The sequence below is a fragment of the Burkholderia sp. AU33803 genome, assembly GCF_002223095.1.
In the GTDB taxonomy this organism is placed as follows: Bacteria; Pseudomonadota; Gammaproteobacteria; order Burkholderiales; family Burkholderiaceae; genus Burkholderia.
This window is the reverse complement of record NZ_NKFJ01000006.1, coordinates 675,591-692,672: the sequence shown is the minus strand read 5'-3', so window position 1 is coordinate 692,672 and position 17,082 is coordinate 675,591. Positions and strand designations below refer to the sequence as shown.

The following is a 17,082-nucleotide window of genomic DNA, read 5'->3' as shown; positions in this document are numbered from 1 at the left end:
GGGTGGCGGGTGGCGGCCGGCGCGCTGAAGCCGCTGATCGATCGCACGTTCGCGTTCGACGACATCGTCGAAGCGCATCGCTACATGGAAGCCGGCGCGCAGGTCGGGAAGATCGTCGCCACGGTCTGAACGTTGCGAGGCGGGCGGGCCACTCGTCTGTCAACAGCAGCATGCCCGCCGCCGTTCAGCTTTCGAAATACCGCGGCCGGTCGATATCGGCCAGCAACCCCGGCTGCGTCGGCGCCCAGTCGAGCGACACCCGCGTACGCTCGCTCGTGGCCGGCGCATCCATCCCCGCGAACATCGCGAACCAGCCGAAGTGTTCGCCGGCTTCCGCCGCCGTTTTCGCGACGACGGGCACGTTCAGCCGCCGGCCGATCACTTCCGCGATGTCCCTGAACCGCACGCCGGTATCGTCGACCGCGTGATAGCGCGCACCGGCCGCACCTCGCTCGATCGCGAGCCGGTACACACGCGCCGCGTCGAGCCGGTGCACGGCCGGCCAGCGGTTGTCGCCTTCGCCGATGTACGCCGACGCGCCCTTCTCCCGCGCGAACGCGATCAGGCGCGGCACGAAAGCGTGATCACCGTCGCCGTGCACGGACGGCGGCAGGCGCACGACCGACGCATGCACGCCGCGCGCCTCCAGCGCGGCCGCGGTCGCTTCGGACGCCCGCGGGTAGGTCGACGACACCGGCACGGGCGGATCGTCCTCGGTTGCCGCGCGCCCGGGTGCGACGAGCGCGAGGCCCGACGTGACGACCAGCGGCCGCGCCGAGCCCGCGAGCGCCGCACCGATCGTCTCGATCGCGCGGCGATCGAGCTCGCAGTTCTGCGCGAAGCGCGAGAAGTCGTGATTGAATCCCGTGTGGATCACCGCATCGGCGGCTTCGGCGCCGCGCGTGAGGCTGTCGAGATCCTCCAGCGAGCCGCGATGGACCTCGGCGCCGGCCGCCGCGACCGACGACGCGGCCGCATCGGACCGCGCGAGGCCGAGCACCGAGTGCCCGGCAGCAATGAGTTCGGCCACGACGGCCGCGCCGACGAAGCCCGACGCTCCAGTAACAAAGACACGCATGTTCAACACCTCCGGATGGCAGGGAGGCTTACTATCTGTCGATCGCCGTGCACGGTGAAGTCGTGACGGTTTACCGGTAAACGAACTAACAGGCTATGGCTGACGCCCCCGACAACCTGCTCGGCGCATACCTTCGGGCCCGCCGCGAGAAACTCGACCCGGCCGCGCTCGGCCTGCCGGCCACGCGCCGCCGCACGCCGGGCCTGCGGCGCGAGGAAGTCGCCCAGCGTGCGCACGTGAGCACCGCGTGGTACACGTGGCTCGAGCAGGGGCGCGGCGGTGCGCCGTCGGCCGACATGCTCGACCGGCTCGCCCGCGCGCTGCTGCTGAACGACGCCGAGCGCGAGCACCTGTTCCTGATCGGCGTGGGCCACCTGCCGGAAGTGCGCTATCACGCGGCCGACCATGTGTCGCCGCGCGTGCAGCACGTGCTCGATTCGCTCGATGCGAGCCCCGCGATCGTGCGCTCGGCGACGTGGGACGTCGTCGCGTGGAACGACGCGGCAGCCGCGACGCTGACCGACTACACGACGCTGTCGCCGCAACGGCGCAACATCCTGCGGCTCATCTTCGTCGATCCGCACGTGCGCGGCGTGCAGGCGAACTGGGAACGCGTCGCGCGGTTCGCGGTGGGCGCGTTTCGCGCCGACGTTGCGCGCGGCGGTGCGACGCAGGCCGTTCAGGCCTTCGTCGACGAGATGCGCGCGGCGAGCGCGGAGTTCGACGCGCTGTGGCGCGACCACGATGTCCGCTCGCACGAGGAAGGCACCAAGGAGATCCACCATCCTGCGGTCGGGCGCATCGCGCTCGAATATTCGGCGTTCGCGGTGAACGGCCGGCCCGACCAGACGCTCGTGATCTTTACGCCGGAAACGGCGGCCGATCGCGCGCTCGTCCGGTCGCTGGTGGCCGCGCGCGCACAAGCGCTGGCCGAGCAGATGCCCGTGGCATGACGGCGCGCGTTTCATCTGATGAACGCGCCGTCGAACCGTCTCGCCGGCCACGGCCATCCGCCCCCGTCGCCCCGTGACGCCCCATCGCATTCCGCACTGATTCCCAGTCGAATATTTAATTTTCACCTGGCGTAGCGCGCGCTTACCCTTTCGGCATCGCATCACAGGGCCACCGGCCCCTCCCTGGAGCATTCCGATGTCCGACCCCGGCACCGCGCAAGCCGTCCCCCGCCCGCATGCGGCTTCCGTGTCCTATGGCGCGCTCGCGCTGCTGGTGCTGGCCGGCCTCAACCTGCGTCCGTTCCTGACCGCGTTCGGCCCGGTGCTCGACGTCGTGCGCGCCGACACGGGCCTCGGCTTTCGCGCGGCCGCGCTGCTGACCACGCTGCCGTTCGTGCTGATGGGTGTCGTCGCCGGAGTCGGCGTCGGGCTCGCGCGGCGCGTGGGCGAGCAGCGCGCGCTGAGCGTCGCGCTGGCGCTGATCGCGGCAGGCTGCACGGTGCGCCTGTGGACCGACGGCAGCGCCGGCCTGATCGGCACCGCGATCGTCGCGGGCGCCGGCGTCGCCGTGATCCAGGCGCTCGTGCCCGGCCTCGCGAAACGCTGGTTCGTCGACCGGCTGCCGCTCGCGATGGGCCTCTACTCGGCCGCGCTGGTCGGCGGCGGCGCGTTCGGCGCGGTCGCGAGCCCGTGGCTCGCCGCGCACGGCGGCTGGCATCTCGCGCTCGCCGTGTGGGCCGTACCCGCGCTCGTCACGCTCGCGCTGTGGCGGGCGAAGGCGCCGCGCGACGCCGTGCGCGCGACGGCCGTATCGGCTCCGCTCACCGCGTTCATCCGCATTCCGCGCGCGTGGCAGCTCGCGCTGTTCTTCGGGCTCAGCAACAGCGGCTACGCCAGCCTCGTCGCGTGGCTGCCCGCGTTCTACCGCGGCATCGGCATGAGCCCGCAAGCGAGCGGCAACCTGCTCGCGTGGATGGCGCTGTTCCAGGCGACCGGCGCGCTCGCGATGCCGATGCTCGCAAAACGCTCGCCCGACCGCCGCGCCGTGCTGTGGCTCACGCTCGCGCTGCAGGCGGCCGGCTTCATCGGGTTCGCGACGCTGCCCGCGCTCGCGCCATGGCTCTGGGTCGCGAGCGTCGGCCTCGGTCTCGGCGGCTTCTTCTCGATGAGCCTGATCGTCACCCTCGACCACCTGCCCGATGCCCGGCTCGCCGGCGCGCTCGCCGCGTTCGTGCAGGGCATCGGCTTCCTGACCGTCGCGGCCAGCCCCTGGCTGATCGGCTGGCTGCGCGACGCGGGCGGCGGCTTCGCGATCGCGTGGTGGATGCATCTCGGCGTGATCGCCGCGATGGCCGCGCTGAACGCCGCGTTCGCGCCCGCCGGCTACCGGCACAGCATGCTGCGCATCACCGGCGCCGCCCGCTAACGCCCCTTCGAATCCGGACGTTTCGCCGGCCGCTGCCGGCGCAACGTCCAGCCGCCCGCGCATGGCCGGGCGCGGGCAGTCACGCCCGACGGCCGCTGGTTCGCTTCACGACAAACAACATCAATCGGTATTGGAGACAGACATGAAAAAGCTCGTTCTGGCCGTCGCGCTCGCGCTGACGGCCGGCGCCGCCGCCGCGAAAGACCCGGCGGTGCTGCGCCTCGGCGTCGACCCCAGCTATGCGCCGTTCGAATCGCTCGCGCCCGACGGCAAGCTCGTCGGCTTCGACATCGATCTCGGCAATGCGATCTGCGAACGGATGAAGGTGCGCTGCGTGTGGGTCGAGAACGCGTTCGACGGGATGATCCCCGCGCTGAAGGCGCGCAAGTTCGACGGCGTGCTGTCGTCGATGAGCGTGACCGAGAAGCGCCTCGCGCAGATCGCATTCACGGACAAGATCGACAACGTGCCGCCCCGGCTCGTCGCGCGGCGCGGCTCGAACCTGCAGCCGACGCCCGAATCGCTGCAGGGCAAGAGCGTCGGCGTCGAGCAGGGTTCGACGCAGGAAACCTATGCGCGCACGTACTGGGAGCCGAAGGGCGTGATCGTCCGCACGTACCAGACGCAGGATCTCGTCTACCAGGACCTGCTGTCGGGGCGGCTCGACGCGTCGCTGCAATCGTCGGTGCAGGCCGACCTCGGTTTCCTGAAAACCGCGAAGGGCGCGAACTTCGAATTCGCGGGGCCGCCGCTGCATGACCCGAAGACACTCGGTGTGGGTTCGGCGATCGGCGTGCGCAAGGATGACGACGCGCTGCGCACGCAGATCAACCAGGCGCTGGCGAGCCTGATCCAGGACGGGACGTACCAGCGGATCGCGAAGAAGTATTTTTCGTTCGACATCTACAACTGACGGGACGAACGAGGCAACGCGAAGGGGTGTCGTACACGAATGCACGACGCCCCTGCATAATTTCCTCGACCCGTCGATACCGATCGCCAGCCGCCTTTCGTAGGACAAACGGAGCACCGGCCGCCCCCTTCTCCCGGTACGGCACCCTCCCGCGCGGGAAACCTAACCCTTTGTACTTCGATTTCCTAAACTGTCTGGAGGAGTTCACGATCCGCTGTCTCGCAGCGTGCCCACTGCCGGATCGCGCACTGGACCGATCCCGGGAGAGAACACGATGCGAACGCCCTTCCTTGTTGCCGGACTCGTCGGATCCGGCCTCCTTCTGGACGGCTGTGCGACACCGATGGGTCAGCAAGCCGCTTCCGCTCGGACACCGCTGGAATATGTGCAGCCCCCCGATCAGTACGTGATCCCCGTACCACTCGCCCCGGCCATCAAAGCCGGCAATCTTGTGTTCGTTTCGGGGATTCCCGCTTATGACCGAAACGGCAAGCTCGCCGTCGGCGATTTCACCAGGCAGATGACCCAGGCGATGGAGAACGTCACGGGCATCCTCAAGGCCGCAGGCACAGGATGGGACCGCGTGGTGAAGGTGGATGTGATGCTGGTGCGCCGGGAAGACTTCAAGGAGATGAACCGCATTTACGCGGGATACTTCCAGGCCGGGAGCATTTACGCGGGATACTTCCAGGCCGGGAAATTCCCGACCCGAAGTACCGCCATCGTGGCGTCATTGCCGAATCCCGACTTTCTCGTCGAAATCGACTGTATCGCCGTGCTCGACAAGCCATGACGCCTGTCGCGAGCGATCGCGACAGGCACGACCCGCCAGCGTCGTACGGAGCGACTACGCCGCTCGCTGCAACAGGTCGGTGGCGAACGACTTCGCGTGCGCGACGGCTTCCTGCGCGTCGCCGAACACACCGAGTTCATCCCAGTGTTCTTCGGCCGCGTACGTTCCCTTCACGGCGAGCGCCCGCTGCACGCTCAACTGCGCGGCGTATTTGCCGTCCTGCAACGGCCGGGCCGTCGCCACCACCTTGTGCGGCGGGCTGGCTCGCTCCGGCTGAACCAGTTCGACGGCGCCGCCGGCCACGTCGACGTACATCAACTCGTTCCGGGTGTTGCAGTCCGGGCAGTGGAAGCACCACCCCGCGTCCTCTTGATGGGGCCTGACCTGCCCGCGAGCCAGCACGGCGCGGCATGCAACGTTTTCGCAGATGAACGGCATGGCAGTCTCCGAAGTTGTTTGTCGGAAATCCTAGCATGTCCGTCGGCGGTCAACCACCGGCATCGGCGGGATTGCCTTGCGGTTGATCAGGTGCGGGCTCATACGCCCTTGATACGGCTTACACGCAGGTCGACCCGGCGCTCGCAAGCCGTTCGTCAGCCGGGATAAACTGTCGGCCCGATCCACGAACCCAGCCATCCTCCATGTTGATCCGCGTTGCCATGCCGTCCGATGCCATCCCGCTCGCCGAACTGAAGCGCGACACGTTTCGCGAAACCTTTCTGCATGACGGATTCAATATCGACTACCCGCCGCACGATCTGGCTGCGTACGAAACCCAGACCTACTCGGTGGAAACGGTCACGGGCCAGCTCAACGATCCCCAGTGCCGCACGTGGGTCGCCGAAAGCGACGACGGCCGGCTGGTAGGGTATGCGCACGCAGGGCCATGCAAGCTCCCGCACCCGGAGGTTACCGACGGTGCCGGGGAGATCCATCAGATCTACCTTCGGCGCGGCACGCAAGGGACCGGTGCCGGGCGCGCATTGTTCGATTCCGCACTGGACTATCTGGCCACGGAACGCCCCGGCCCGGTGTGGCTGGGCGTGTGGTCCGGCAACGCGAAGGCCATCGCCTTCTACGAGAAAGCCGGGTTCAAGCGCGTCGGCACGTACGATTTCAAGGTCGGGGAAGCGACCGACCTGGAGTTCATCTACCGTCGCTGACCTTCGTAGCGGCATGCCGACCGAGGCGCGCTGGCAAAAGAAAAAGGGCGTCGCGTAGGATCGCGCGACGCCCCTGCTTCACTTCGGTCGCCCCGTTCGGGCAGCGACGGCGATTGATGCATGACTGACCGTCAATCGGCCGGCATCACTTGTAATTGAACGCGTCCGGGTGGTTCTCGAGGCTGCCCGTCAGCGCCGCATACAGAATCGTCCGTCCGTCGATCGATTCGCTACCGCCGCCGATATTGAGCCATGTCAGCTTCTCGGCGCCCTCCTTCGGGCTTGCGACGGACAGCACACCGTACATCACCTTCTTCTGCGGGTCGTACAGCACCGCGACGCGCTCCGTCCCGCAGTTGTGCGGCTTGCAGGCCGTCATCACGTAAACGTCGTGCCCGCCGAACACGACGGTGGTCGCCGGCGATTCGGTGCCGTTCGTCACCCATGCCGGCACCGCGTGGCCTTTCTTCATCGCGGCGAATGCATCGCTCGCCGCGCGATCGCCGGGGATCGCGCTCATCGTCCAGGTTTTCGTCGGCGTGGGGCCCGCGGCCCATGCGGCCTGGGTGAGGATCAGCGCGGCAGCGGCAAGCGGCATCCTGACGTTCATTTATCCATACTCCTATCGATGTGACGATTCCTTAGTCGCCACAAAACCGACAAGAGTTCGTCCCGTCGTGTCAATTTTTGTCAGTCAATAGCGGCTGCGCCCCCACAGCGTCTTCGGCTCGTCGAGCAGGTGACGCAACCCGCTGCGCTTGATCGTGAGTGCCGCGACTTCGTTCACCCGTTCGAGAATCGCCTGCTCATCGACCGACAACACGCGCCGATCCTCCATCAGCACCCTTCCGCCGACCATCGTCATGCACACGTCGGCCGCGTTCGCGAAGCACGTCACGCGATACACCGGCATGTTCATCGGCATCATGTGCGGCCGGAACAGGTCGACGAGGATGACGTCGGCAAGCTTGCCCGCTTCGAGCGAACCGACTTCGTGATCGACCGACAGCGCCTTCGCCGCGTCGATCGTCACCATCTCCAGCACCTTGCCGTGCGGCAACACGTCCGGGTCGCGGAAATGCCGGCGGTGGTAATGCATGCACTGCCACATGTGGCGGAACATGTCGTAGCCGCGATCGGGCGCCGCGCCGTCCGACGCGATCGCCACCGTCACGCCCGCATCGATCAGCTCGGGCACCGGGCAGCGACCGATGATCGACATGATCGCGCTCGGGTTGTGGACGATCGCGGTGCCCGTCTCGACGCATGCCGCGATGTCGTCGTCGGTCAGGTCGATGCTGTGCGACATGAACGACGTCGGGCCGAGCAAGCCCAGCTCGCGGTGCGCGAACGCGAGCGTGCCCGCGCGGTGGCCGTCCTGCGTGAACGTCAGCCCGCGCTCGCGCGCCAGCGCGCCGTAACGCGCGGCCTGGTCGCGGAAGTCGCGTTCGTACCGCGCGAGTTCGGGGTCGTGCTCGGGCCCGTACACGGGCAGCGTGAGCGCGATGCGGATCCGGCCGTCGGCATCGCCGTGGCATTCGTCGATGATGCTTTGGCACACCGCGTACATCGTGTCGAAGTCGATGTCGCGCGTGTCGCTGCCGTCCGGCGTGTGGCGCGTGTAAGCACGCGGCGCGGGCGGCCGCGACGGGCCGACCGCGACGATCGAGCGCGTACCGGTGCGCACGACCGCATCGCAATGGCGCCGTGCATAGACCGGATCGTCGACGCGCATGATCGAGTTGCCGCCGCCGAGCAGCGACACGCCCGTCGTCACCCCGGCCTTCAGCCGCTCGAGCGCGGCCAGGTGCGATTCGGTCTCCCAGAACGCCTCGTCGGACGCACGCGTGTAGATCGTCTCGGCCGCGGCCGACCATGCATCGCCGTCCGCGCCGCCGATCGTGCGCAGCATCGCGTGGCCCGCATGCGCATGCGCATCGATCAGGCCCGGCAGCACGGCCTTGCGGCGCGCGTCGATCGTGCGTGCGGCGCGGTAGCGCGCCTGCAGTTCGTCGGTGCCGCCCACGGCGACGATCCGATCGCCCTTCACGGCGACCGCGCCATGCTCGATCACGCGCCGCTGCGGGTCCATCGTGATCACGCAGCCGTTCGCGATCAGCGTGTCGATCGCTTCGCGGTTGTCCGCTCGGTTGTCCTCGGTCGTCATCGCATAGTGTCCTGTTGTCGTTCGATTGATGTCATTGCCGCCCAGCCGTCCAGTCGTCACGCGGAACCGACCGGCGCAGCAACCCGCGCCTTCAGCCTGCGCTGCCCAGCGCTGATCACGACGAACACCACCGCATTCACCGCGAGCGCGACGAGCCCGGGGTTGATCGACGTCAGCGTGTTCGGCGCGCGCGGGAACAGCGACGCGAGCGTCACGCCATAGGTGTTCGTCATCGCGATCACGATCGCGCCGGCGGCGATCCCCGCGAACGCGCCTTCGCGCGTGCCGAACGGCCGCTTCAGGAAGCTCGATGCGAGCATCGGCACGAGTTGCGTGAGCAGGCTCGACGAGAAGATCGCGAGCGTGACGAACGTCGCGCCGCCGCGCAGCACGAAGTAGACGACCACCAGCGTGAAGATCGGCAGCGCGATCCGCGCGACGCGCGTCACCTCGCGGTCGGTCGCGTTCGGCGCGAAACCTTCGCGGTAGATGTTGCGCGCGATCGTTGTCGACGCGTTCAGCATGATCAGCGAACCCGGCACCAGCGCGGTCAGCAGGCCCGTGCCGCCGACGATGCCGACGAACCATGCAGGAAACGTCTGCTTCACGAGCCGCAGCAGCGCGAGATCGGCCTGCGCGCCTTCGAGCCCGTGCACGGTCATCACGGCCGCGAAGCCGACGAGGAACAGGAACGCGATCAGCACCTGGTACAGCGGCATCAGGATCACGTTGCGGCGCAGCGCGCGCTCGTCCTTCGCGACGTAGATCGCGGTGAAGCCGTGCGGATACAGGTAGTAGCCGAGCGACGTGAGCAGGATCGTCGAGTTGTACCAGCTCAGGTTGAAGCCGTGCTCGGGCATGCGCAGCAGTTCGGGATGCGCGGCATCGAGCTTCGCGAACATCGCGCCGAGGCCGCCGTAGTAATGCATCGGCAGGTACAGCCCGAGGAAGATCGCGATCGCGAGGATCAGCACGTCCTTGAAGATCGCGATGCTCGCCGAGCCGTGGATGCCCGACACGACCATGTACACGGCCATCAGCGTCGCGGCGATCCAGATCGCGGCCGCTTGCGGAATCAGCCCGTACGACATCTCCGACACGATCACGCCGAGCCCGCGCAACTGGATCATCAGCAGCGACACCATCGAGAACACCGCGACGACCGACACCAGCACGCCGATCGCGCGGCTGTCGTACTTCGCCGCGAAGTAGTCGGCGAACGACACGAGCCCGCGCGCCTTCGCGTAACGCCAGATCGCCGGCAGCATCCAGTAGCCGATCACGAACGCGAGGCAGCCGTACGACAGGATGTAGAACGCGGGCACGCCCTTGCTGTAGGTCCAGCCGCTCGCGCCGAGGAACGAGAACGTCGAGAATGCCTCGCCGGCCATCAGCAGGAACGTGAGCAGCGAGCCGAAGCCGCGCCCGCCGACCGCCCACTGCTCGAGCGTAAGCTTGCGGCCGCGGCGCGCCATCACGCCGATCGCGAGCGCGAACACGGCGAACGCCGCGATGATGAGGATCGAAGCGTTCATCGCACGTCTCCCGGGCGGCCGGCGCGGGCCGCGGCGCGTTCATCGCGTTCATCGAGATGGAACAGGATCGCGAGGATCGCGGCGGTGGCCGCCATCCAGACCAGGTTCCAGACGAGCAGGAACGGCAGCCCGAACAGCAGCGGCCGCACCTCGGCGAGCGAGCCGCCCGCATACATTCCGACGAACGGCAACGCCGCCAGCAACAGTTTGAGTTTCATGAGTGCCTCCTCCGGAAGACGCGCGTGGGCGTCAGAACATCAGAACTTCTGGCGGATGCCGACCACCACCGCCACCTGCGACGTCGTCGACGACGCGCTGTCGGTGCCGTCGATCCACGCCCGGCCGATACCCGACGACGCCTTCTGGTAGAAGCCGTTCACGTACACGTCGGTGCGCTTGGACAGCAGGTACTGCATGCCGGCCGATACCTGGTGATAGTGGCCGCTGTCGCTGGCGCGCGCGACCTGCGTATAGGTGTAGCCGGCCGCGGCCATCAGCGCCGGCGTGATCAGGTAGCGCAGGCTGCCTTCGTAGTTGTTGAAGCGCAGCGCACCGCCCGTCGCCTGCCCGAAGTTCGAGCCCGTGTACAGCAGGCCGAGCGTGGCCGGCCCGATCGCGTAGCTGCCGCCCGCGCCCCAGATCTGCTGGCGGATCGCGTTCCCGAGGCTCGCGCCGAACACCGATGCCGACGCCGGATAGTAGTTGTCCGAAGCAACGGCGCCGCTCGTGCTGACCGCCGGATGGTTCACGCGCGCATACGCGGCGCCCGCGTTGAGCGGCCCGTCCACGTACGTGACGCCCGCGCTCCAGCTGTTGTCGTTCGCGAAGCCGGTCGAGTTGGAGAAGCCGTACACGAGGTTCGCCTGCAGGCCTGCGATCGTCGGCGACACATACTTCACCGCGTTGTTGGTGCGGAACGTGTTGTTGATGTCGTCGTTGTCGAACGGGTGCGTCGAGTACTGCGCGAGGAAGCTGCTCATCTGCAGCGAGCCGAGGATGTCCTGCGTCGAGTTGTACTGGCGGCCGAGCGTCACCGCGCCCCAGTTCGCGCCGCTCAGGCCGACCCACGCAGACCGCCCGAACATCCGGCCGCCCTGCCCGAGCGCGCCGTTCGCGACGTTGAAGCCGTTTTCGAGACGGAAGTTCGCCTTCAGGCCGCCGCCGAGATCCTCGGTGCCGATCAAGCCCCAGCGCGGGCCCGATTCGTTGCCGCCGGTGAATTGCCACAATGCGTGGCCCTTCGCGTTGTTCGTGTAGGTCACGCCCGCGTCGACGATCCCGTACAGCGTCACCGTCGACTGCGCGTGCGCGGCGCCGGCAAACAGCATGACCACCGCTGCGCCCACGCCTGCGGCGCCCGCCTTCCCACCTTTGATTCTCACCATCTCCGTCTTCTCCGCTCCAAACCTGTTCATCGATGTGTTGTGTTTTTTTGAGCCCGCCCATACGCGCCGATCGGGTTGTATAGACAGTCGCTGGATGGTATCCAGCCGCAATCACATCAAGAAATGAAATGTTCAACTGAGCGGCAGTTGAAAATCGAATGACGAGGAAACGAGCGGGGACGGCGCGCCGCTGCAAGACAAACGAAGGCGCGCGTGTCCGCTGGACATGGCGCGCTTTACTCAGACATGAATGGCTTGCGTAAGCAAGCTGACGAAACGGCGACGCGTGATGCGCCTATGCGGTTTTCCCGGATAGCCCGTGCGATGCGCGCAACGGCATGCGCTCGGGCACCGACCGCTCGGGCCGTGAGCCCGAGCCGTACGCGTCACAACGGCTGGCTGTCGATCCGTAACTGGTTCACGACCGACACGACGCCGTCGACGCCCCGCGCCGCCTCGGCCGCCAGCGCAGCCTGGCCCGTGTCGGACACCGACCCGGCGAGCGTCACGACACCGTCTCGCACGCGCACGAGCACGCGCGTCGCATTCAGCCCCTGCGTGCGGGCCAGTGCCGCGCTCACGCGCCGCATCAGCTTGCGGTCGGCCGCCTTGCGCTGCTTGACGACCGATGCCGCCGGCGCGGCAGCGGCAACCGGCGCGGATGACGGCCCGGCTGGCGCGTCCGATTGCGCCAACGCCGGCGTCAGGGCGGTACAACACGCTGCGATCGCCAGCATGTTGTACGCAACGGACTTCTTCAGGATGTTCATGAGGATTCCTCTTTTCGTAGAATGAGAAAGACGCGGCGTTCAGAAGCGCGTCATCATCCCGAGCGTCACGCCGGTCGTTGCGCTCGCACCTGGCCGCAAACCCAACGCGGCGCGCGTCACGGGGTCGCGCATATAAGCGCCCGTCATGCCGTTGCGATCGAGTTCGACATACAGCTCTGTGCGCTTCGACAGAAAGTACTCGGCAACCGCGTAGACCGTCAGCTTGTTGCCGTCCGCGCCCGGGACGTTGCCGATGCGGCGTGCGATGTCGTAGAAGCCGGCTGCGGAAAACTGCAGGCGCGGCGTCGGCTGCACGAGCAGCGCGAGCGACGGGATATCATCGTGTCGCGTCGGCGCGCCGGCGCGTTGTGCGGTCACGGCCAGCGACACGTAGCTGGCATACAGGCGCGCGGGCCCGAACTGCAGCGTGCCGCCCGTCTGGATCGTCTGCGCGGATTGCGTGCCGTCGGCGCTGTACGTCTTCGAATAGGACGCGCCGCCCATCACGTTCGCGAACGAGTACATTGCCGCCGCCGAGAAATTCGTGCCGGCACGCGTGTTGCCCGCGACGCCGCCCGGCGAATAGCTCGCGCCGAACCGCAGGCCGCCCGCCTGGCCGAGATACTTGATCGTGTTGTTGAAGCGCGAGTCGAGCGTGAAGAAATTGCCCACGAACTGCACGCCCGGCTCCACCGTCAGCGATTGCCCGCGCCCGCCGAGCGGATCGAGCGCGATGCCGAGATCCTCGGCCGCATTGAACTGGCGGCCGAACGTGAATCGCCCGAACGCGCCCGACACGCCGACATAGGCGGCCTGCGAGAACAGCGTGCCCGGCGTCTTCAACGCGCCGGTGCCGGTGTTGTACGCACCGTCGAGCACGAACAGCGCGGTCGTGCCGCCGCCCAGATCCTCCTTGCCGCGTATCCCGAACTCGTTGCCGGCAATGATGTTGGTGCCGTTGAAGCCGACCTGGCTGCCGCCCTGTTGCCCGTTGACCCATCGCACGCCGCCGCCGACCTGGCCGAACAGCGTCACGCTCGACTGCGCATGCGCGCTCCCCCACAGCGCGCCGATCAGCGCCGCCGCGACCATCTTCTTCATGTCTCCTCCTGCCGCGTCATCGCGCGGCGTGTCGTGGTACTGCTCCCGTCGAAAGGCGCCGCGGCCCGACTGGCAGGCCGTACGCCGAATGCGATGCAATGCGATGTGCGCGGCAAGCGCTAGCGGCCGCACGCGCCGACCGTCGGCGCGGCACGCTCCGTGTCGCCCGCGAGGCGCCGCAGCGACCGCTGCGGATCGAGGCACCAGGCGGCGAACACGCCGCAGGCGATCAGCACGACGCCGCACACGACGCTCGCCTGTTCGAAGCCGCGCGCGACCGACGCGCCGCTCGCTTCGATCAGCATCCCGGTGACGACCGGCGCGCCGAGGCCCGCGAGCGATGCGAAGCCGTTGCTGAGCGCGAGCACGCCGCCGCGCTGGGCATCCGGCGTCACCTCGGCGAGCATCGCGGGGCCGATCGAGTACATCGTCAGCGTGAGGCCGCTGCCGAGCGTCAGCAGCACGAGCTTCGCCGCGCGCGGCAGCTCCGGCACCGGCAGCATGGCCAGCATCGCGCCGGCGATCGCGAGCGTGACCGCGATGAACGTGCCGCGCCCGTGGCGTGACGGCATGCCGCGCGCGAGCAAGGTTTGCGACAGCCAGGCCAGCGCGAGACTGAGCGGCGACGTGACCGCGACGAACAGCGCGAACATGCGCCCCGCCTCGTGCGGCCCGAAGCCGAGCCCGAGCTGCAGGTAGGTCGGCATCCACGTGAGCGTCATCGCGAGAATCCAGTTCGCCGCGAAGTGGCCGAGGAAGTTGCCGAGCACCGTTCGGTCGGTGAGCAGCCGCCCGTACGGCACGCGTTCGCCGCCGGCCGCGCGCGGGCCGCGCGACAGCGTGCCCTCCTCGCCGAGCACCGCCCACGCGATGCACCACACGGCCCCGAGCACCGCCAGCACCGCGAAGTTCGCGCGCCAGCCCCAGTGCGACGTGACGACCGGAATCGCGAGCCCCGCGATCAGCAGGCCGAGCGCGCTGCCCTGGTGCAGCAGCGCGACCGGGAGATTGCGCCGTGTATCGGGAAACCATTTGTAGATCGCGTGCGTCGCGACCGGCGATGCGGGCCCTTCGCCGATGCCGAGCAGCACGCGGCACGCGATGACGACCCAGATCGAGCTCGCGGCGAGCATCGGCAGTTGCAGCAGCGCCCATGCGGCCGCCATCGCGAACAGCAGCCATTTCGCGGGCCAGCGGTTCGCGGCGATACCGCCCGCGACCGCCGCGACCGCGAACAGCCAGTTGAGGCTGCCGCCGATCACGCCGAACTGCGTCGGGCTCAGATGCAGGTCGCGCATCATCGGCACCGACACGAGGCCGAGCACGACCTTGTCGAGAAAATTCACCAGCATCATCAGCGCGAGCATCGTCGCGATGGACCACGCCCGTCCGGGGCGGTACTGCGCACCATTCGTCATGGCTGTCTCCTGTCTATTTGTCGTGGGCGGCGCGTGGCGTCGCGCTAGCCGCCGCCGTGCTCGCCGGGCGCCGGCACCCGGTCGTCACGGTCCGGCAGGCCGAGCGAAAACTTCACCGGGAAGCGCACCGCGAGCGACCGGTCGGCCGCCACCTCGCGGGCGACACCGCGCTCGCGCACGTGCGGATCGTCGAACACCGCGCCCGCGTCGGGCACGCGCGACACCGGCAGCCCGAGTGCGCCGAGCGCGCGCATCCAGTCGTCCTGCGTGCGGGTGGCGAAGGTCGCGCACAGCAGCGCACCCAGCGCGTGCCGATGCTGCTGCCGGCCCGCGCGTTGCGCGAAGCGCGGTTCGCGCAGCGCCGGATACGCGTCGCCGAGCGCATCGGCGAACACGGCCCAGAACTTGTCCTCGAGCGTCGCGAGCACGATGTGCCGGCCGTCGGCGGTCTCGAACAGGTCGTTGTCGGGCATCACCCAGCGCGCCGTGTCGGGCGTATCGCGGCCGGTGCGCAGCGCCCACGCGGCCGGTGCGGTCCACGCGAAGATCGCGTCGTGGATCGACACGTCGAGATGCTGGCCGCGCCCGCTCGTGCGGGCGCTCATCACGGCCACCGCCAGCGCGAGCGCGGCGTGCAACGCGGCCGCATGGTCGGCCAGCCGCACGCGCGGCCGCGCGACGGTGTCATGCAGCTGCGCGGGCACCGACCAGTAACCGGCATCGGCCAGGAAGTTCAGGTCGTGGCCGGGACGGTTCGCATACGGGCCGTGCTGCCCATAGCCGGTGATCGAGCACAGCACGACGCGCGGGTTCGCGTGCGCCAGCACGTCGTAGCCGAGCCCGAGTCGCGCCATCACGCCGGGCCGGTTGCCTTCGACCACCGCATCGGCGTCGCGCACGAGATCGAGAAAGCGTGCGCGGCCGGCGGGCGTCTTCAGGTCGAGCACGATCGAGCGCTTACCGCGGTTGAACTGCGCGAACGTGTCGGCGCCGAACTGCCGCAACGCATCGCCGCCCGGCGGCTCGACCTTGATCACGTCCGCGCCGAGCTGGCGCAGCAACGCGCACGCATGCGGCCCGGGCAGCAACTGGCCGGCATCGACGATCCGCACGCCGCGCAGGCACGACCAGGCCGGCGCGTCGCCGTCACCATCGGCGGCAGGCCACGCGCCACGTGCGTCGTCGCGGGCCGTCATGCAGCGCCTCCCGCGCCGGCCGGCTCGAGAATCGCCTTCGCGATCGTGTTGCGCTGGATCTCGCTGGTGCCCGTCAGGATCCGGAACATCCGCAGCTTGCGGAACGTCTGCTCGACCGGGTGGCCGCGCGTGACGCCGACGTTGCCGTGGATCTGCACGGCCTTGTCCGCGACCTCGAAACAGCGCTCCGACACGTAGAGCTTGCAGGCGGCGGCCGTCATCCGCAGGTCGGCGCCTGCATCGGCGAGCGCGGCCGTATGCGCGATCATGCTTTCGCATGCCCACAGCGCGGCGGCCATGTCGGCGAGCATGTGCTGGATCGCCTGGAACCGCGCGATCGGGCCGCCGAACTGCCGGCGCGTGCGCGCGTAATCGAGCGATGCCCGGTACGCCGACATCGCGAGGCCAAGCATCGTCGGGCAATGCAGCAGCCGGTTCACGTTGATACGCGACATGCCGAGCCGGAAGCCGTTGCCGAGCCCGCCGAACACGTTCTCGCGCGGCACGCGCACGTCGACGAAGCGGAGGTCCGCATCGATGTGCTGGCCGGACATCGGCACGTATTCGTGCTCGACGCTCACGCCGGGCAGGTCGAGATCGACCAGCACGGCCGTGATCTGCGGCGGCGTCGCGGACGCATCGGTCACGCACATCACGATCGCGAAATCGGCGAACGGCGCGCCGCTGATGTAGTGCTTCGTGCCGTTGATCACGAGCGCATCGCCGTCCTCGACCGCCGTGGTGCGGATGCTCATCGCGTCCGAGCCCGAGTGCGGTTCGGTCAGCGCGAAGCACGTCGATTTCTCGCCGCGCATCACCGGCTTGAAATAACGATCGAGCTGCGCGGGCGTCGCGTACTTCAGCATGTTGCCGACGCGCGGCGGCCCGCCGAGTTCGCCGAGCACGTGCGGCGCGAGCGCCGCGCCGCTCGCGGCGAGGTCGGCCTTCAGCGCGCACACCTCGGCGATCGACAGCCCCTGCCCGCCGATCTCGACGGGCAGGCTCGCCGTATAGAAGCCGAGCGCGGCCGAGCGTTGCCAGACGCGGCGCAGCACGTCGCGCGGCCACACGTCTTCCGAGTCGAGCCGCAGTTCGCGCTCGATCGGGCGCAGTTCGTCGTCGACGAAGCGCAGCACGGCCGCACGCAGCGCGACGAATTCAGGGCGTTGCAGATGATCGAACAT

At 68.5% G+C, this 17,082-nt stretch carries 17 protein-coding genes and 1 pseudogene; 6 read left to right on the top strand and 12 right to left on the bottom strand.

Going from position 1 to position 17,082, the window contains the following annotated elements; all coding sequences use genetic code 11:
* Positions 1 to 9 precede the first annotated feature (9 nt).
* Positions 10 to 129: pseudogene (locus CFB41_RS20380) on the top strand (zinc-binding dehydrogenase); the annotation flags it as partial.
* A 55-nt stretch (positions 130 to 184) separates the two neighbouring features.
* On the opposite strand, the gene CFB41_RS20375 reads toward CFB41_RS20380, so the two are convergent.
* On the bottom strand, positions 185 to 1,078 hold the full coding sequence (locus tag CFB41_RS20375) for an SDR family oxidoreductase (RefSeq protein WP_089443153.1): 894 nt from the start codon (positions 1,076 to 1,078) through the stop codon (positions 185 to 187).
* A gap of 95 nt (positions 1,079 to 1,173) precedes the next feature.
* Here CFB41_RS20375 and CFB41_RS20370 point away from each other — a divergent pair, with 95 nt between their 5' ends.
* The 4 genes from CFB41_RS20370 (at position 1,174) to CFB41_RS20355 (ending at position 5,163) form a co-directional block, all read left to right on the top strand.
* Positions 1,174 to 2,031 carry a helix-turn-helix transcriptional regulator gene (locus CFB41_RS20370; protein ID WP_089457690.1) on the top strand — a complete coding sequence of 286 codons (858 nt, stop codon included), beginning with the start codon at positions 1,174 to 1,176 and terminating at the stop codon, positions 2,029 to 2,031.
* Between the two features lie 196 nt (positions 2,032 to 2,227).
* Positions 2,228 to 3,457 carry a cyanate transporter gene (locus tag CFB41_RS20365; RefSeq protein ID WP_089443155.1) on the top strand — a complete coding sequence of 410 codons (1,230 nt, stop codon included), beginning with the start codon at positions 2,228 to 2,230 and terminating at the stop codon, positions 3,455 to 3,457.
* Between the two features lie 142 nt (positions 3,458 to 3,599).
* Positions 3,600 to 4,370 (top strand): ABC transporter substrate-binding protein, encoded by a 771-nt coding sequence (locus CFB41_RS20360; protein WP_089443156.1) that lies wholly within the window; start codon positions 3,600 to 3,602, stop codon positions 4,368 to 4,370.
* A 274-nt stretch (positions 4,371 to 4,644) separates the two neighbouring features.
* Positions 4,645 to 5,163: a RidA family protein gene (locus tag CFB41_RS20355; protein ID WP_089457689.1), complete on the top strand. Its 519-nt coding sequence runs from the start codon at positions 4,645 to 4,647 to the stop codon at positions 5,161 to 5,163.
* Positions 5,164 to 5,217: 54 nt separating this feature from the next.
* Here the strand turns inward: CFB41_RS20355 and CFB41_RS20350 are convergent, their stop codons facing one another.
* Positions 5,218 to 5,601, bottom strand: coding sequence for a hypothetical protein (locus CFB41_RS20350; protein ID WP_089457688.1), 384 nt, complete (start codon positions 5,599 to 5,601; stop codon positions 5,218 to 5,220).
* A gap of 203 nt (positions 5,602 to 5,804) precedes the next feature.
* On the opposite strand from CFB41_RS20350, the gene CFB41_RS20345 reads away from it, so the two are divergent.
* The gene (locus tag CFB41_RS20345) at positions 5,805 to 6,326 is read left to right on the top strand and encodes a GNAT family N-acetyltransferase (RefSeq protein ID WP_089443159.1); all 522 of its coding nucleotides are present in this window, start codon (positions 5,805 to 5,807) and stop codon (positions 6,324 to 6,326) included.
* A gap of 145 nt (positions 6,327 to 6,471) precedes the next feature.
* Here CFB41_RS20345 and CFB41_RS20340 read toward each other — a convergent pair whose 3' ends face one another.
* The 10 genes from CFB41_RS20340 to CFB41_RS20295 all read right to left on the bottom strand — a co-directional run bounded on the left by CFB41_RS20340 (position 6,472) and on the right by CFB41_RS20295 (position 17,082).
* Positions 6,472 to 6,936: an Ivy family C-type lysozyme inhibitor gene (locus CFB41_RS20340; RefSeq protein ID WP_089457687.1), complete on the bottom strand. Its 465-nt coding sequence runs from the start codon at positions 6,934 to 6,936 to the stop codon at positions 6,472 to 6,474.
* Positions 6,937 to 7,020: 84 nt separating this feature from the next.
* The gene (locus CFB41_RS20335; RefSeq protein WP_089457686.1) at positions 7,021 to 8,493 is read right to left on the bottom strand and encodes an amidohydrolase family protein; all 1,473 of its coding nucleotides are present in this window, start codon (positions 8,491 to 8,493) and stop codon (positions 7,021 to 7,023) included.
* A gap of 56 nt (positions 8,494 to 8,549) precedes the next feature.
* The gene (locus tag CFB41_RS20330) at positions 8,550 to 10,028 is read right to left on the bottom strand and encodes a sodium:solute symporter (RefSeq protein WP_089457685.1); all 1,479 of its coding nucleotides are present in this window, start codon (positions 10,026 to 10,028) and stop codon (positions 8,550 to 8,552) included.
* On the bottom strand, positions 10,025 to 10,246 hold the full coding sequence (locus CFB41_RS20325; protein WP_089457684.1) for a DUF3311 domain-containing protein: 222 nt from the start codon (positions 10,244 to 10,246) through the stop codon (positions 10,025 to 10,027). Before CFB41_RS20325 ends, CFB41_RS20330 begins: the two co-directional genes overlap by 4 nt.
* 39 nt (positions 10,247 to 10,285) lie before the next feature.
* Positions 10,286 to 11,413, bottom strand: a complete 1,128-nt coding sequence (locus CFB41_RS20320) for a porin (protein ID WP_143329527.1) — start codon at positions 11,411 to 11,413, stop codon at positions 10,286 to 10,288.
* Between the two features lie 386 nt (positions 11,414 to 11,799).
* Positions 11,800 to 12,183: a BON domain-containing protein gene (locus tag CFB41_RS20315; protein WP_089443164.1), complete on the bottom strand. Its 384-nt coding sequence runs from the start codon at positions 12,181 to 12,183 to the stop codon at positions 11,800 to 11,802.
* Positions 12,184 to 12,222: 39 nt separating this feature from the next.
* On the bottom strand, positions 12,223 to 13,284 hold the full coding sequence (locus CFB41_RS20310) for a porin (RefSeq protein WP_089457683.1): 1,062 nt from the start codon (positions 13,282 to 13,284) through the stop codon (positions 12,223 to 12,225).
* Between the two features lie 119 nt (positions 13,285 to 13,403).
* Positions 13,404 to 14,702, bottom strand: coding sequence for an MFS transporter (locus CFB41_RS20305; protein ID WP_089443166.1), 1,299 nt, complete (start codon positions 14,700 to 14,702; stop codon positions 13,404 to 13,406).
* Positions 14,703 to 14,746: 44 nt separating this feature from the next.
* Positions 14,747 to 15,898 (bottom strand): CaiB/BaiF CoA-transferase family protein, encoded by a 1,152-nt coding sequence (locus CFB41_RS20300; RefSeq protein ID WP_089457682.1) that lies wholly within the window; start codon positions 15,896 to 15,898, stop codon positions 14,747 to 14,749.
* Positions 15,895 to 17,082, bottom strand: a complete 1,188-nt coding sequence (locus CFB41_RS20295; protein ID WP_089457681.1) for an acyl-CoA dehydrogenase family protein — start codon at positions 17,080 to 17,082, stop codon at positions 15,895 to 15,897. The genes CFB41_RS20300 and CFB41_RS20295 overlap by 4 nt, the downstream gene beginning before the upstream one ends.